Source organism: Xenophilus azovorans DSM 13620, assembly GCF_000745855.1.
GTDB lineage: Bacteria > Pseudomonadota > Gammaproteobacteria > Burkholderiales > Burkholderiaceae_C > Xenophilus > Xenophilus azovorans.
Genome location: NZ_JQKD01000084.1, coordinates 1 through 14,248 on the forward strand (window position 1 = coordinate 1; position 14,248 = coordinate 14,248).

Annotated in this window: 19 protein-coding genes; 7 read left to right on the top strand and 12 right to left on the bottom strand. The window is 66.0% G+C overall.

All coding sequences use genetic code 11. The features are described from left to right. Positions 1-206 (top strand): hypothetical protein (locus tag Q392_RS33680; RefSeq protein ID WP_211260295.1); only part of this gene is annotated, 206 nt, incomplete at its 5' end. Further along, positions 203-1,123: an OmpA family protein gene (locus Q392_RS31485; RefSeq protein ID WP_051953945.1), complete on the top strand. Its 921-nt coding sequence runs from the start codon at positions 203-205 to the stop codon at positions 1,121-1,123. The genes Q392_RS33680 and Q392_RS31485, both read left to right, overlap by 4 nt. Before the next feature lie 62 nt (positions 1,124-1,185). Here the strand turns inward: Q392_RS31485 and Q392_RS31490 are convergent, their stop codons facing one another. Together Q392_RS31490 and Q392_RS25110 are read right to left on the bottom strand one after the other, a co-directional pair. Further along, entirely contained in the window at positions 1,186-2,619 is a 1,434-nt protein-coding gene (locus tag Q392_RS31490) for a relaxase/mobilization nuclease domain-containing protein (RefSeq protein ID WP_157008253.1), read from the bottom strand. Then, positions 2,619-3,392, bottom strand: coding sequence for a MobC domain-containing protein (locus Q392_RS25110; RefSeq protein ID WP_084217396.1), 774 nt, complete (start codon positions 3,390-3,392; stop codon positions 2,619-2,621). Before Q392_RS25110 ends, Q392_RS31490 begins: the two co-directional genes overlap by 1 nt. A gap of 192 nt (positions 3,393-3,584) precedes the next feature. On the opposite strand from Q392_RS25110, the gene Q392_RS33065 reads away from it, so the two are divergent. The 5 genes from Q392_RS33065 to Q392_RS25130 are packed head-to-tail and all read left to right on the top strand — an operon-like array spanning position 3,585 to position 5,897. After that, positions 3,585-4,064: a hypothetical protein gene (locus Q392_RS33065; protein ID WP_157008255.1), complete on the top strand. Its 480-nt coding sequence runs from the start codon at positions 3,585-3,587 to the stop codon at positions 4,062-4,064. Beyond that, complete coding sequence (gene stbB / locus Q392_RS25115) at positions 4,061-4,768, top strand: StbB family protein (RefSeq protein WP_038214596.1); 708 nt, start codon at positions 4,061-4,063, stop codon at positions 4,766-4,768. The genes Q392_RS33065 and stbB overlap by 4 nt, the downstream gene beginning before the upstream one ends. After that, a complete protein-coding gene (locus Q392_RS25120) occupies positions 4,765-5,229 on the top strand; it encodes a hypothetical protein (protein ID WP_169748348.1) in 465 nt (154 codons plus the stop codon). Before stbB ends, Q392_RS25120 begins: the two co-directional genes overlap by 4 nt. Positions 5,230-5,261: 32 nt before the next feature. Continuing rightward, positions 5,262-5,651, top strand: a complete 390-nt coding sequence (locus tag Q392_RS25125; RefSeq protein ID WP_051953947.1) for a YXWGXW repeat-containing protein — start codon at positions 5,262-5,264, stop codon at positions 5,649-5,651. A gap of 18 nt (positions 5,652-5,669) precedes the next feature. Continuing rightward, positions 5,670-5,897 carry a DUF3717 domain-containing protein gene (locus Q392_RS25130; protein ID WP_038214602.1) on the top strand — a complete coding sequence of 76 codons (228 nt, stop codon included), beginning with the start codon at positions 5,670-5,672 and terminating at the stop codon, positions 5,895-5,897. Here the strand turns inward: Q392_RS25130 and Q392_RS25135 are convergent. From Q392_RS25135 to Q392_RS25180, 10 genes are all read right to left on the bottom strand, one after another. Continuing rightward, positions 5,894-7,018, bottom strand: a complete 1,125-nt coding sequence (locus Q392_RS25135; RefSeq protein ID WP_051953948.1) for a zeta toxin family protein — start codon at positions 7,016-7,018, stop codon at positions 5,894-5,896. The genes Q392_RS25130 and Q392_RS25135 overlap by 4 nt on opposite strands. Continuing rightward, the gene (locus tag Q392_RS33520; RefSeq protein ID WP_038214605.1) at positions 7,015-7,323 is read right to left on the bottom strand and encodes a hypothetical protein; all 309 of its coding nucleotides are present in this window, start codon (positions 7,321-7,323) and stop codon (positions 7,015-7,017) included. Before Q392_RS33520 ends, Q392_RS25135 begins: the two co-directional genes overlap by 4 nt. 59 nt (positions 7,324-7,382) lie before the next feature. Beyond that, entirely contained in the window at positions 7,383-7,718 is a 336-nt protein-coding gene (locus Q392_RS25145) for a hypothetical protein (RefSeq protein ID WP_157008257.1), read from the bottom strand. Between the two features lie 257 nt (positions 7,719-7,975). Further along, the gene (locus tag Q392_RS25150) at positions 7,976-8,416 is read right to left on the bottom strand and encodes a hypothetical protein (protein ID WP_157008259.1); all 441 of its coding nucleotides are present in this window, start codon (positions 8,414-8,416) and stop codon (positions 7,976-7,978) included. Between the two features lie 492 nt (positions 8,417-8,908). Beyond that, positions 8,909-9,454 carry a hypothetical protein gene (locus tag Q392_RS25155; protein WP_157008261.1) on the bottom strand — a complete coding sequence of 182 codons (546 nt, stop codon included), beginning with the start codon at positions 9,452-9,454 and terminating at the stop codon, positions 8,909-8,911. A gap of 742 nt (positions 9,455-10,196) precedes the next feature. Beyond that, positions 10,197-11,357 carry a replication initiator protein A gene (locus tag Q392_RS25160; RefSeq protein WP_051953949.1) on the bottom strand — a complete coding sequence of 387 codons (1,161 nt, stop codon included), beginning with the start codon at positions 11,355-11,357 and terminating at the stop codon, positions 10,197-10,199. Between the two features lie 7 nt (positions 11,358-11,364). After that, positions 11,365-11,757 (bottom strand): TrfB-related DNA-binding protein, encoded by a 393-nt coding sequence (locus Q392_RS25165; RefSeq protein ID WP_038214616.1) that lies wholly within the window; start codon positions 11,755-11,757, stop codon positions 11,365-11,367. After that, a complete protein-coding gene (locus tag Q392_RS25170; protein WP_038214619.1) occupies positions 11,754-12,059 on the bottom strand; it encodes a hypothetical protein in 306 nt (101 codons plus the stop codon). Before Q392_RS25170 ends, Q392_RS25165 begins: the two co-directional genes overlap by 4 nt. 13 nt (positions 12,060-12,072) lie before the next feature. Then, complete coding sequence (locus Q392_RS25175) at positions 12,073-13,365, bottom strand: ParB/RepB/Spo0J family partition protein (protein WP_169748350.1); 1,293 nt, start codon at positions 13,363-13,365, stop codon at positions 12,073-12,075. Further along, positions 13,259-14,020: a ParA family protein gene (locus tag Q392_RS25180; RefSeq protein ID WP_038214621.1), complete on the bottom strand. Its 762-nt coding sequence runs from the start codon at positions 14,018-14,020 to the stop codon at positions 13,259-13,261. Before Q392_RS25180 ends, Q392_RS25175 begins: the two co-directional genes overlap by 107 nt. Positions 14,021-14,248 lie beyond the last annotated feature (228 nt).

The window sequence follows — 14,248 nt, forward strand, 5'->3', positions numbered from 1 at the left end:
CACCCTGGAAATGGCGCCACTTGAAATCCGTCATCGTTCCGTCCGTCCAATCTCCGCCAAGCATGCTCAAGCTTCACGATTTTTGCAACAGAGCCCACCGGAACATCGTCAACAGCATCGAGCGCGGCAACCCTCCCGAGGTGAAGATCAAGGAGGAACGCGAGGTGACGGTGGAGATCGAGCCGAAAAGGGAGATGGCCCGATGAAGCGCTCGTTTCTGGCCGTGGCTGCGACGGCCATCCTGGCGAGCTGCGGCAGCTACACGCAGTCGAACGAGTCCCTGTGGCGCGATACGCCGGACTACGCCGCCATGCGGCAGGCTCTTCCGCCGGCGCGGGCCTATGCCTATGGCGACACGACCATTCTGGAGTTTCCCCAAGGCGGCACGCCAGCGTGGATTCGCATCCGCGACCAGGCCGGCGCCGCCGTGCCGTTCGAGCAGCTGGGCCGCTACGTCAGGATCGCCAAGCCGATGGATCGCTTAACCGCGTGGATCAACGGTGTTCCCCGGGAGTTCGTGGTGCTGGGCGTGCCGACGCAGGCAGACATGCCGCCACCGCCGCAGACGCTGTTGCCGGCACCATCGACGCCGAAGAGGATTCAGGGCAGCACCGCTGGCGGCACCGTCACGTTGGCCGAGCTGCGCACCGAGCTGGAGGAAGTCCGGTCTCGCGTCGACGAGCTGCAGGCGTCCAAGTCCGCCAGCCCCCAGGACTGGCGGGCCGTCACGCGCAAGCTCGATGCGCTGGAGCAGCGGATGGCGGATGCAGCCGTGGCCACCCTGGCTGTGCAGTTCGCCTACGGTTCCATCGCCTTTCGCCCGTCGCCGGACGCCCAGCGACTGATCGCGGCCGCGCTGAAGGGCGTGCAGTCGATCAACGTGACCGGCTACACCGATGCGCACACGGCCGGCCCCGCAGATCCACGCATCGCGCTGGGCCGCGCGATGAGCGCGAAGAAGTACCTGGTGAGCAACGGCGCCGATGCCGCTCGCATCAGCGTGGACTCGAAGGCGGACGGCAGCTTCATAGCCGACAACACGACGCCGGAAGGCCGGGCGCAGAACAGGCGCGTGGAGATCGAATTCATGCGTGCAGCGCCCGCGGGCAACAGCGCAGGCTGAGAAGAAGGCCGCAAGGACGCAAAAGGGGCCCACAGGCCCCATTTTTTTTCGCCCCTCAGACGTCAGCGGTCGAGATCCGGCGGCGCAGGCGCCTGAGGGCCACCATGCGGCTGCTGGCCTGGGCCGGGAACGGACTCGGGCGACGGGGCCTTTCTCATGCGCTCGGCCGCCAGGCGGGCTTTCTCGATCTGGTGCCGGGTGGCGATGCTGGGCATCCCGGCCACGAAGGACCTCAGCGACTGCGCGAGGGCTCGGTCTGCGTCCGGCGCGCCAGGTACACCCGTCAACTCCCGGCTTCTTTCTCCAAGAGCGCCGCGATCGCCAGTTCGCGGCCGTCGCAGTCCATCACCGGCTGAATGCTCTCGCTGCCCGTCTCCCACACCAGGGCGTGCATCCTCGTGCAGTAGCACTTGAGGGCCTGCTGCGTCGCGAACCACAGCGACAGGGGACAGCTTCCGCACGCTGGCATAGGCGTAGGCTGGAATCTCTCCTCGATCCCCTGCAGCAGCGGACTGGAGTACATGCGCGGCTGCCTGGAGCCCAAGAGGCGTGGGCCTGCTGCGGTCGATGTGGTCATGGTGGATCTCCCTTTGGCTGAAGGCCTCGCGCTGCGAGGCCTGATGGTCGAGTGCCGCGGCAGCCGTGGCGTAGGCGGAACGCACGAGCGCCTGGCGTTTGGCGATGGCCTTTTCCCAAGGCCTCGGCGCAGGCGGCTGGCCAGCCGCCTGCGCATCGAGCGCCTGGCCCGCTTCCTCGCGGCGCGTCTTGGTCCGTTCTGTGACCTGGCCGCGCTCGGCCAGGCGTGCAGCGGCGTGACGGTGTGCCTGGCGCTCGGGCTTCAGGACCTGGCCGCGTGCCTGGCGTCCGGTGGCTTCGCAATCGACGCCGCGCTCCCGCAAGGCGGCTGCGAAGCACTCACGCCAGCGCTGGATGTCCTGGGCGTCCGTGGAAAGCCGGCGGCCGTCGAGGCCGCGGCATTTCACGCTGACGTGGCAATGCGGCTGGCTGGTCTTGTCGTCGTTCTCCGCGCAGTGCAGGGCGAACACGTACTCGTGCCCGGCGAACTCGCGCCTGCAGGTGTCCCTGACGGCCTGGCGAACCGCTTCGCTCGGGGTGTCCGCCGGCATGGAAAAGATCGCGTGCATGGTGTCGCGCTGGCCGCGCCGGACGCGCGAGTCGCCGAAGTCGGCCTGCCACTCCTTGACCAGCTCGCGGACCTCTTCCTTGCCCGTGTAGGTGTCGCCGCGCTCATCTTCGAGCTGGACGTCGCCATGCCGGCTGGTGTAGCCCAGGTGGGCGGCGACGTGGCCGCCGCCGCGGCCGTAGCCGGTGACCTTGACCATGACCTCGGGCGCGCCGGCGACCGCCGCAGCGACCTTCTGGCGATGAGAACGACCTGTGCCGGCCTGGCCGGTGGAAAACTGTGGCGTCTTGTTCGCCTTGCGGCGTACTTTCCAGCCCAGGGCGGTGGCGAACTCGCCTTCGATCAAGGCCATCAGCTGCCCGCCTCCCATACGCCCTGGCTGGCACGGACGGTCGACCGGATCTGCGCGCGCAGATGGTCGACCTGGCCGGCCAGCTGCTCCAGCAGCGGCAGGTCCGGCGCAGCCCGAGTGCCGCCGGCGATCGCGGCTTCGTTGGCGTGCTTGGCCAGCTGATTGAGGTTGCGTCCGATGGCGCGCAGTTCGCGGTTCGCCTCGCGCAAACCGAACAGCTCGGGCGTGGCCAGCACGGGCACGCCGGCGAGATGGAACTGCAGCAGCGCGGACAACCATTCCGAGTAGCCCATGAGCAATTCGCGGGCGCGCTTCTTCATGGCGGCGACGAGGAAGGCCGGCAGCTCCAGGCGCACCAGCTGCAGGGCGGCCTCCTCCTCGGTCCTGGCGACAGGCACCTGCACGTCCGGGCGCAGTTGCGTTGCCGACGCGATGACGGGCGGAACAGCGTCAGGCGGCAACGGAGGTTGCTGGCCCAGGTAGGCGGCGATGGCCTCACGGATCAGGTCGGATTCCGTGACCTTCTTCGTCGTCACCCTCCCCTCGCGCCGGCGCGCCGCCATCCGGGCCGTCCGCGCCTCGGCCCGCCGCTGCAGCTCTGCGCGCCAGGCGGGGTCAAGGCGTGTCCTGGCGATCTCGGACTTTGAGGACTTGGGCGCCTTCAGCGAAGCGGCTGGCTTTGCCATTTGTTCCTGGAGAAATGAGGGGGTTGATTGCTGCAGATGCGCGGGATTGTGGCACGCATCAGCAGAAAAAACGTATCCTGCCCTCATTCCCCAACCCCCCTCATTTCTCCCGTCCCCGCTCCCGCATTTAACCGAGCCGGCGATGCGCAGACGGATCGGTGACTACCTGCATGCTGGCTTGAGACAAGTTGAATACGAGACAAGACGAAGTGATGACTCTCTGCATCCGATCCAAATACAGCGTCGATACAATCGAGCGCTCATGTCAGGCATCCCAAGATGACGAAGGCTTCGCACTCCTCGCCCGGCACCAGCGAAACCGCATCAAAGCTGCTCGCGCTGGCCAGCGGCACCGCGAACAGGACGAAATACGGTCGGTTTCGCGAGTTGCTGGTCGCCATCGAGACGGCGTTGGCCGCCGGCGTCCGCAGGGAAATCGTCCGCGGCGAACTGTCCCGGGATGGTCTGGATCTGTCTGCCGCAACCTTCAGCACCTACCTGCAACGGGCGCGAAGCGAAGCCGCGGCGCACGGCACCAGGCGCAGCGCGCCGGCAGCCTCCCCTGCTGCAGTGCCGGCGCCGGCGGCAGCACAGGCCGCGGCGAAGACACCTGACACCACGAATTCATCGAGCGCCGGCGAAGACGCTGGTGCCGACTGGAGCCCGCAGGCCATTCGAGGCCTGCGGAATCGGACCGTCGACATGGACGGCTTGGCAAAAACGGCCAGAAAGGCCAACAAGGGAAGGGCCAACAAATGAAAGTAGCGATCCTCAATTTCTCCGGCAACGTGGGCAAGTCCACGATCGCCGCGCACCTGTTGGTGCCGCGGCTGCCGGGCGCGAAGTTGTTCTCCATCGAGTCGATCAACATGGGTGTCGACGCGGACGGCCTGGAGGCCGAGACCATGAAGGGCAAGAAGTTCGGCGAGCTGGTCGACGAGCTGCTTGTGCTGGACGATGCGATCGTGGACGTGGGCGCATCGAACGTGGAGGACTTCCTTGCCCTCATGCAGCGCTACGCGGGCAGCCATGAGGACTTCGATCTCTTCATCGTGCCGACGATGAAGGAGCGCAAGGTGCAGCAGGACACCATCAACACGCTCGCGGCGTTGGCGGCCCTGGGCATCGAGCGCGGCCGCATCCGCGTGGTGTTCAACAAGGTCGAGGCGGATGAGGCTGTGGAGGACGAGTTCGCCGCGATCTTCGGCCAGGCCATGACCACGAAGTCTTTCAAGGTCGACCCGGCCCTCACGATCTACGCGAACGAGGTGTTCGAACGACTGAAGGGCTCCGGCAAGACGCTCGGCGAGGTGATGGCCGATGAGACCGACTACCGCAGCCAGGTCAAGGCAGCGGCCGATGAGGACGCGCGCGACCAGGCGCTGCGCATGGTGGCCATCAAGCGGCTGGGCGTGACGGCCAGCAAGAACCTCGATGCGGTATTCAAGGCGCTGGCGAAATGAGCACCCCGGGCCCGCGAACCATGCGCGAGGCCCTGGCGGCCATCGCACTCGAAGAGCTGGACCAGCTGACCACGCGGGTTGAGGCGCTGCCGGCAGTGGTCGGCGAGGCGGAGCGCAAGATCGCGGCCGCCGCAGGGGCACTGAACGACGCCGCCGACCGCTACCAGGCCGTCATCACGAGCTTCAACGACCAGGCACGCGAGGAGCTGGCCGGCTACCTTCAGCGCAAGGCGGCGCAGGTGGCCGACCAGACCACCTCCGAGATCCGGTCGGTGCTGATCGACGCTGCGCAGCAGGCCTTCAAGACCGAGGCGGCGGACAAGGCCGCCCAGCTCGGCGCCGTCCTGTCGAGCACGCTGCGGGAGTTCCGCGCAGCTGCGCGAACCCGCTACATTGAGCACGCATTCACCGCGATCGTCTCGGCGGTGGCAACGGCTGGGCTGCTGACCTGGCTGCGCTGAATCGGGACTGTTTGCACCAGGGAGAGTAAAAGATGAAAAGCACACTGGTGGCCGTGGCCACGCTCGCAATTCAGATCACGGCTGCGCATGCGCAGCTGCCGGGCCAGGTGGGGACGCAATACTGGAACCATCCGCCCGGGCGCACGATGGATCGAATCCCTGCGGCCCCACCCTCTCGCTACGAGGCCGTGCCTCCGCCCAGGCCGGGCTACCGCTGGGAGCCAGGCCGCCAGGAATGGCGCGGCGACCGCTATGCCTGGGTGCCCGGCCGATGGATTGCCGTGGGCGGCTATTACGACGACAGGCGGGCGCAGCGCGATGCCTACGAGCAGGGCCGACGTGATGAAGCGCGTCGCCAGCAGCGCAGGCAGGCAATGGACTCCGATCGCGGCGACGAGCTGGGCGACATCAACGTGCGCTAGCAGGTCTGGCGACCAATCATGACGGCGAACCCGGCGCCCAACATGCTCACGGTCGCAGCGCTGCAGGCGGCGCTGGACCGCTGCATGAAAGCGCATCCGCCCTCGGGCCATGCGCATGAAATGCACCCGGATGCGAACAGGATGGCGGATCTGTGGGCCTCGATGGTCTACACCGGGTGCCAGGCCGTGGACGTGTCCACTGTCAAGCCGGCCATCATGGAGGCCTTCCAACGCTGGAACAGCTAGCGTTCCTGGCCAGGCTCCGGCCCACTGGATCGCTCCTGGCGGATCTCACGCACGTTGACCTTGGGATAGCCGCCCTTCTCGATTGAGGTCGCAAGCTGCTTGCGCAGGCTCTCTTCCACGGCTGCGCGGTACTGCTCCCCGTGGAGCCTCGCGTTCTGCTGACGAACTGCCTCAAGGAACGCATAGGCACCTGCCGTCTGCGGATATGCCTCCACCGTCTCTTTCGCGGAGCGCTGGCGGAACATCTCGGCAGCAGCCGCGTTGACGGCCGCACCGTGTTTCTGGTCGATCAGCGCCTTTTCCTCCGGCGTGGCCTTGCGCGAAGGCCGATGGATCATTTCCGCGAGTGCGGCGTAGTTGTCGGCTAGCTCGCGCTTCTCCTGCAGCGTCAATGGCCTGCTGCGCTCGTCCTGCAGCGCCTTCGCGGCACCCGGGGCTGCCGCCCACTCCTTTCCCGGCCCTTGCAGCTGGTTCTCGTGAATCCTGCGCAGGTCTTTGTCGTAGACACGCACCGCGTCCACCAGGCGCTTGGCGTCGACCGCCTCCATTGTCTTGACCAGGCCGGCATAGGCCTCGTCGTGCTTGTCCTTCGTGGAGAACCGGCCAGCACCGCTCACGGCCTTCTGCGATTCATAGCGCGTCAGCACCCGCTGCTCGCTGACCGCCTCGTTCACGGCCATGACGCGCAGCTCCACCCGGTAGCCGTTCCCGTGAAGCCCGTTGGCCAAGCGCTCCAGCGCCGCAGGGTCTCGGCTCGTCTGGTCGATGATGACGTTGCGCATGCCGAGCACCGCATCGCGCTGTAGGCGGCCGGCCCAGGCACCGCAGTCTGCATGCGTCAGGTTCGCCGCGGTGCGGTCGTCCTGGCGCTGTAGTTCTGCGTACATGGGGTGATAGCCACGCAGCTTGTCTGCGTCGGCAAGCACAAAGCCTCCGCGTGCTGAAAGCTCCGCAGATGCCTCGCTGGTCAGGCCGGACTTCCCTGAACCTGGCTGGCCACCGGTGACGATGGCCACAGGCCGCCGCTGCGGCTCCGTGTTGGCCAGGAACTCCGCCTTGATGACGGAGTAGATCTTCTCGTGCTCTTCAGGGGAAAGTTTGCCGCGCGGCAGCTCGCTCACGCGGCGTAGGCCGCGCGCGCCTGCGGGCCGTACTGGTCGATCACGCGCTGCAGGCCCTGGACGTCGCCGAGGGACAGGGACATGCTCTCGCGCACCAGGCGCGCACGTTCGCCCTGCAGGCGCTCGATCGCAGCCTGGTCGGGCGTGGGCTTGGACTCCTCGGCGCGGATCTCGGCCGAGCGCACCGCGGCGAGCAGCTGGCACAGCTCCTGCGCCGTCTCCAGCAGGGCCAGCCGTTGGGTCATGTTCATGCCAGCGGACGGCACACTGCCCTCGCCGGCATCAGGCAGCTTGTCCTGACGCATGATCGTCGGTCTCATTCTGGATTCTCTGATTTCGCGTCCGCGAAAAACCGCTGCGGTCATCACAGCTCCCTCAGGATGTCTTCACCAGACAGCAGCGACAGCAGGCCATCGTAGGACCACGCGATCACCAGCGCAACGAGCCCGACGATGCCGAAGCCCCACAGCATCTCGGTCTTGTCCGAGAAGGCCCACAGCGAGAACAGCAGGCACATCAGCATCAGGCCTGACAAGGCATGGCACAGGGGCACGACCACCATGCGAAGCCACAGCAGCACCATGAACAGCGCGAACCGCACCACGCTGAAGATTCCCACCAGCACAGCAGCCGCAATGGCCACCCCGTCGATACCACCCTTCTTTGCGGGCGCGGCAACCCTTCGATCACTTTCAGCCATTGAGGCACCCCCTGACGTTGTTCGTTCCTTATGCTTGGATTGTAGTCTTTACACTACGTTTTGTCAAGCCAATTCACTTGTCATGATCTTCGTTAAACCGCTCATTTGACAAGCCATTTCCAAGACATGCCAAACAAAAAGAAGCCCGCGTTTAAGCGGGCTGAATTGCGCCTGGAGATAGGGGCGCACGCGCTGCAGAAGGGAGGAACTACAGCGGGCTCGCGAACGAGCTGCCCGATGCTACCCCCTTGCATTGCCTAGACCTTCTTCTCCAAGAACCGCAATTCGGATCTCTTGCGCCAAAGCGAGGGAACCGACATAGCGCGCTCCTCGGCATCGATCCATTCCAGAACCAGGCCCGCATCGAGCGCCCCTCGCTCTCGAACATTCGCCTGCAGCTGCAGGAAGGCATCTTTCGATACAGGCTCGTAGGAGCACAACAGCCGATCCAAGTGCTCTTCGTGGGTGGGCGCAGCCTTGCCGCGCTTGAGAACAAAGACGAAGGTGCCGATGCTTGCGACGGCAAGGCCCACCATGGAAAAGGTCAGCGCCTGTGCGGCCGGCAGCCAAGGCCTCGCCACATTCAAAGCTGCAAGCATCAGAAGACCAGACACCGCAGCCCATGTCATCGCGCTCCTGGCGAGCGGCACGTTTTCATGTGCTTCCCATGCCCGAGCCGCGGTACGAATGCGGCGCACGTGCCGCAACTGCTCGGCCAGCCGCCGTTCGTTCCATCGCTCCGTGTCGTCGTTGCCCCCGCCGGGGGGTCCCCCTGACGTTGCTGATGTTGCTCTTGGTCATTTGACTTTTCTCCCTTGCTGATCCGGCCATTTTCACTGCAACTTGCCGATCTGGCATGAAGGCTGATTCACTCGGATCGAACCTGTACCAAAAAAGGAGGGGGCCGCGACCGCTGCCGCTGACCCCCTCAAACCCGCTGTCGCGGTTTCGCTTCCGGTGCTGTGGTGCACCGTACTTACCCCCTGATTCGCCTTGTGCGACGTGCAAAGTATGCCACCATGCATTGCAAAATGCACGTTTTTGCATAGGCGAATCGATTAATTTTGCATGCTCCATGTGACTGCTGACATGGACGCAATGCAGACCGGCCGTGTACGGCGGGCAGCGCATCATTCACGCCCTCGATGCGGGCGCAACTCCCAAAAGTGGTAGGTAGCTGGCCGGCCAGCTCAGCCTGGTTTGCGCGCCGTCATTTGGCGAACCACCAGGGGCGGCCGCTTGGTCCGTCGACGCTTGGACTCTCCGCTCGGCAACGCCGCCGGCGGCGAGAGCGGTGCCCCGGCTGCAGGCTTCGACGAACTGGGCGGCACCTGGCCAGCGCCCGGCAGCGCATTCAGCCTGGCCAGCGCGGACGTCAGCCCGCGATTCGACCTGGCCAGGACGTCACGCTCGGACTGAAGCTGCTCCATCGCGTCGGCCAGCATGCGGATCTCGCGCTCGTAGCTGTCCACGGCATCCTGCAGTTCCTGCTTCGATCGTTCGGACTCGCCCTCGGCCTTGGCCATGTCCTGGGCCAGTTCCTTGTAAGCGCGGCCGATCACGGCGATGTGCTCCCGGTAGATGGCGTCCTTCGCGAGCAGGTCGGCGCGCAGCGGCCGCAAGGCCGCTGCAAAGGGTGCCGTGCGGTGTGTAATAGACAGTCTCCGCAGGCGGCCGATGGCCGACGGGTTGCTCGTCGACGCCTTCATGGACCTCAGTTCGGTTCGATTCTTCATCTCAACTCCCTTTGTCTCGATCAGCAGAAGGCCTCAGGGCTTGAGCCCCTGCCCTCACCCCTACCCCGGCCTCGATCGCGGTCCCAAGGGGCCTTGCGGTGGCTTCACGGCGATGTTCGAGGGGGGTGGCTCCCCCTTCTTGCTGAACAGTGACGGCCGCCGCATGGCTAGGCGATCGGGTGGCGTACAGCCGTCGCACGCCACCATTTGTAGCTCTGCGGCGAAGCCGCCTGATATGCGGTGCCGGGTGGGAAAGGCCGCTGCAAGCGGCCTTGGGCGGAGGGCGCCGTAGGCGCCCGGAGGAGCCGGCAGGCGCAGCCGAGAGGCGGTGGGCTGCGGTACGCAGACCGGTTTTAGATAAGTTTTAATAGGTTTTAAAGTTTTAGGGCCGAAAAGTGCCAAAAAACTGAACGCTGACAACGACTTGCGAGAAGGTCCGGTGGGTAATAGACAGCGTTTGGTGGGTAATAGACAGTCCTCGGTGTGTAATAGACAGCGGCGGGTGGGTAATCGACAGTCGCAAGGTGTGTAATAGACAGCCGAGAGGCAACTTATGCACAGTTTTTCAACAGATTGCGTCTGATTGTTAACCCGGTCGGTCCTTCTGGACTGTCTATTACCCACCCAAGGGCCACTTTCAGAGGGGAATCGACGTCCGCAGCACTGTCTATTACCCACCCGGAAGGCTCCCCGTGCGGCCTGGCGCCGCGTTTGGCCCCTTACTTGACGCCCAGACTGTCTATTACCCACCCTCGCCACCCTCCATCGGCAGCGCAGGGTCCTCCTCCTTGCCCTCCAGGCCGGCCCTGTACGTCATCCGCAGCACCGGCCCTTCCTCGCCATCCTCTTCGCTCAGGCTGTACTCGGGAAGCTGGTCGGCCTCGATCAGCGCCCGTAGCATCCGGCTGAACTCCTTGAAGGTGCTCGTGCTCAGGCTGCGCTCGTAGATGGTCCTGAAGCCGTAGGTCGCGACGGTGCGGCCGGCGGCCTTGCGCGCCAGGCGGTAGAGGAAGCGGCCCAGGCCCGACTCGATCAGGAAGTAGGACGGGTGGACCGTCAGCACGTCGGTGTTGAAGGCGGCCTCGTAGATCCAGCTCGCCACCTCGATCTCGACGGTGGCCACCTTCCCGCTGGCCTCGTCGGAGATGATCTTGTACCTGGTGATGAACGACTCGGCCTCGCTGACGCGCTGGGTCCGGCCGCCGCGCTGGCGGATGGTCCGCACCGACTCCACGCTGGTGGTCCGCAGCCGCTCCACGACGCTCTCGATTTCCTCGTACTGCCGTCCACCCACCGAGCGCTTCGCGAAGCGCAGGATCTCGGAGATATGCGGCCGGAAGACGCGCCCCGGCTTCTCGCCCCGGCCGGCGCGCCACTCGTTGGCCGCCCGCGTCAGGTACGAGATCGCCATCAGCACCACGTCGAAGTCCCACACCGAGGCCATGCCCAGCGGGCCCGACTTGATTTCAACGAAGCCGTCGGCCAACTCGATCCGCGCAGTGGTGTTCGCGCGAAGATCGCGTTTGGACAGCCGGAAGATGGCCACGTCCATCGACAGACGTGCGTCCTTGGTGGACAGGTCGTAGACCGAGGGCACGAAGAAGTCGCCCTGGACCTCATCCACGTCGCGGGCCAGGCGCTTGCGCGGCTTGCGGCGCCCGCCTGGCTTGTCGGGAGACTCCATGTCGCCGGCGTCCTCGGCCGAGGCCTCGGCGGCGGCTGCCGCAGCGGCCGCGAGCCGCAACGCGTCAGGGATCAGACCCGGCAGTTCCGGCTGCTCCAGCGGGCTCTCCTGCGCCTCGCCGTCCACGGCATCGGCCTTGATCTTGCTCACTCTGGCCTTGAGCTTGGCCAGGTTCTCGTCGTACTTGCGATGACTGCTGCTCGGTTTGCTTCTCGCCATCGGCACCTCATGCTTTCGACGTTGCGGCCGGTCGCCGGCGCCGGCGCGGCTGCACGCCGGCCAGGTCCGCCAGTTCGGCCACCCTCGCCCGGAATTCGGCGATCAGGTTGGACGGTGCCGTGAGGGTCACGGTCTCCCAGCCAGGTGGTGCGATCGTCCCTGCCTTCTCCGCCGCGGCCTGCGTGGCAAGGTAGTCCTCGTGGACCCGCCGCACGATCCGCACGGCATCGCCCACGGCCTGCCTGGTGTACTCGGGGCCGCGCTTGCGCGCCGCGGCCTCATAGGTCAGCCCGTCGACCAGAACGAGGCGCGCCGACTCGATGCGGTCGGCGGTCATGCGTTTGAGCAACGGGAGCAAGATGTCGAACTCGGCCTGAGTAAGCCGCAACCTCGGTCTCATCGCGCACCTCCTGCGGCCGCTTCCTGCTGCCGCACGATGTCCCTCAACTGCTCCAGCTGCTCGGCACTCGGCTGCTGTCCGAGCTGGACGCGCAGCCGCTCGATATAGACCGCCTCGTCAGGACGAACGGCAGCCAGACGCTGCAGCAGCGCCTCGTGCTCCGGGGGGCGGCCTGGCGCCGCAATGCCAGGGGCTACGCCCCCGGCCTGCTCGCGCTGCTGGCCGTGCTCGATGGCCTGGCCGGCGAAAAGGCCGATCAGGCACAGGCCCAGCAGCAGCGGCAACGACTTGTTCAGCTTCATGGCGCCTTCGGCTTCACTTCACGGCGCCGAGGATGTTGAGCATGCTGTACTGCGTGCCGCCCTCGGCGCCGGCCAGGACCGCCACCAGCGCCAGCGCGCCATCGCCGTCCGCGGCGAAAGCTCCGGTGCGAAGTCCCTCGATGACCACGCGCCCCAGGTTCTTCACCTGCTTGCCCGCCTCGAAGCGTTCGCGCAGGAATGCATCCGCCGCTTCGGCCTCCTCTGCGTCCATCACCTTGAGGACGGCTGCCGGCCTGATGCCGCCCTCGTAGACCTGCGCATACGCATCCGCGAGGATCTGCTTCACTGGCTTGACCTGCTTGGCCTTCACGGCCGGTTTCGCGCCCGCGAAAACCTTGCCCTCGCTCGGCTCCTCGTGCTTGCGGTCCTTCGGCGCGGCCACCGTGCCGCCACTGTCCTTGCCATGCGCCTTCTTCGCGGCCTGCTTTGCCTTGGACGGCCTCACGTCATCCTTCACCTTGGCGACCACTTCGCGCGCATTGACCTTGCCGCGCTTGGCCTTCAGGTCCTCGACCACCTCACGCGCCTTCTCGGGGCTCACCTCCTCGATCTGGCGAACCTGATGGATCACTTCCGTGTCGGCGCTGATGCCCTCCTTGAGCAACCGCGATGCCTGCTCGGGGAGCTTGAGCAGGCCCAGCAGCTTGGACAGCCAGGCCGCGCCCTTGTTGTACTTGGCCAGGACCGCATCCGTGCTGCCGAGCGCATCGAGGTCCCGCTGCACCTTGCGCGCCTCCTCGATCTGCGTGAGGTTCTTGCGGTGGATGTTCTCGGTGAACTGCGCCTCCTCCGCTTCCTCCGAGGACAGTGGGACGATCCGGGCCCGCAGCGTGGCCTTGTCCACCAGCCGGGCCGCACGAAGCCGGCGTTCGCCGGCGATCAGGACAAAGGGCTTGCCGGTCGGGTTGTCGTTGACGCGCAGGACGATGTTCTGCAGCTGCATCTTCAACAGGCTGTGCCCGAGATCCAGCAGCGTGTTGTCCTCGCTCTCGAAGTCATCGCGTACCTGCGGAAGCACCTCGATGTCATCCAGGGGCACGTCGATCTCGTAGGGCTCGTCTGCGGCCGGCCCACCGAACAGGGCATCCACGCCTCCGCTCAGGCCACCGAGCGCGGCCGTGAACGAATTACCTTCCTTCTTCTTTGCTGCCATCACGAATTCCTTGTTGTGTCCGGGTTCAGGCCATACGGGCCAGGACGGCGCTGCACGCTGCGCGCCACTCGCGGGCCGCCAGCAGGTGCCCGCTGCCGCGCGTGTTCCTCCACACCGGCCGGCGCTGCGCAACGGCCTTGCGCACCGCTGCCCGCTCGGCCAGCGACTCGGCCAGGATCGCGCTGCCGTACTGCTTGCGCAGGGCCGCCAGGGCCTCGACCTCCTCGCTCGCCCGCGTGTTGATCTTCATGGGCAGGATGCCGATGTGCCGCAGGCGCGGATTGAACCCCTGCGTCCTTATGACCCTGATGCTCTGCATCAGGTCCACCACGCCAGCCAGTTCATACAGGCCGACCGACACCGGCGTCACCACGGCATCCGAGGCAGCGAGCGCGGCCATCAGGCGCACGCCCAGCAGAGGCGGCGTGTCGATCACGCACAGGTCGAAGTCGGCCGAGTGCCGCCGCAGTGCCACAGCGGGAAGGCGGATCACTGCGTTGTCCGCCTTGTCCACCGACAGCAGCGCCGGATCGGCCCGGATGATGGACAGCCGCTCCTGCACCTCCTCCGGCTTCGCATCGACCGGCGGCGATGCAAAAAGCTGGGACGCCAGCAGGCCGGGCGTCGCACCGTCCGCTGGCGGGAAGGTCAGCGACAGGCTGCCCTGCTTGTCCATGTCCACCAACAGCACGCGAAGGCCCGCCTCGTGCGCGGCGTAGGCCAGGTGCGCCGACAGGGTGCTCTTGCCCACCCCGCCCTTCTGATTCGCAACCGACAGAATTTTCATTACGTGTCCTCGTTACGGCGCACTCGACACCCGCCGCTTTCTTCGCATCCTACTGTGCTGGGCGCAGGTTGACAAGCCATTTCACTTGTCAACCCGAGCCAAGAAAAGCGCCTTGCGGCGCCTATGCATCACCCTAGGGAAGGTCTGAACAAGGCCGATTCAAGCGCACGCCTGGCGCATCAAGTGGGCGCGTGATCAGGCAGTGCCGCGTCTGACTCGCGTTTTCAG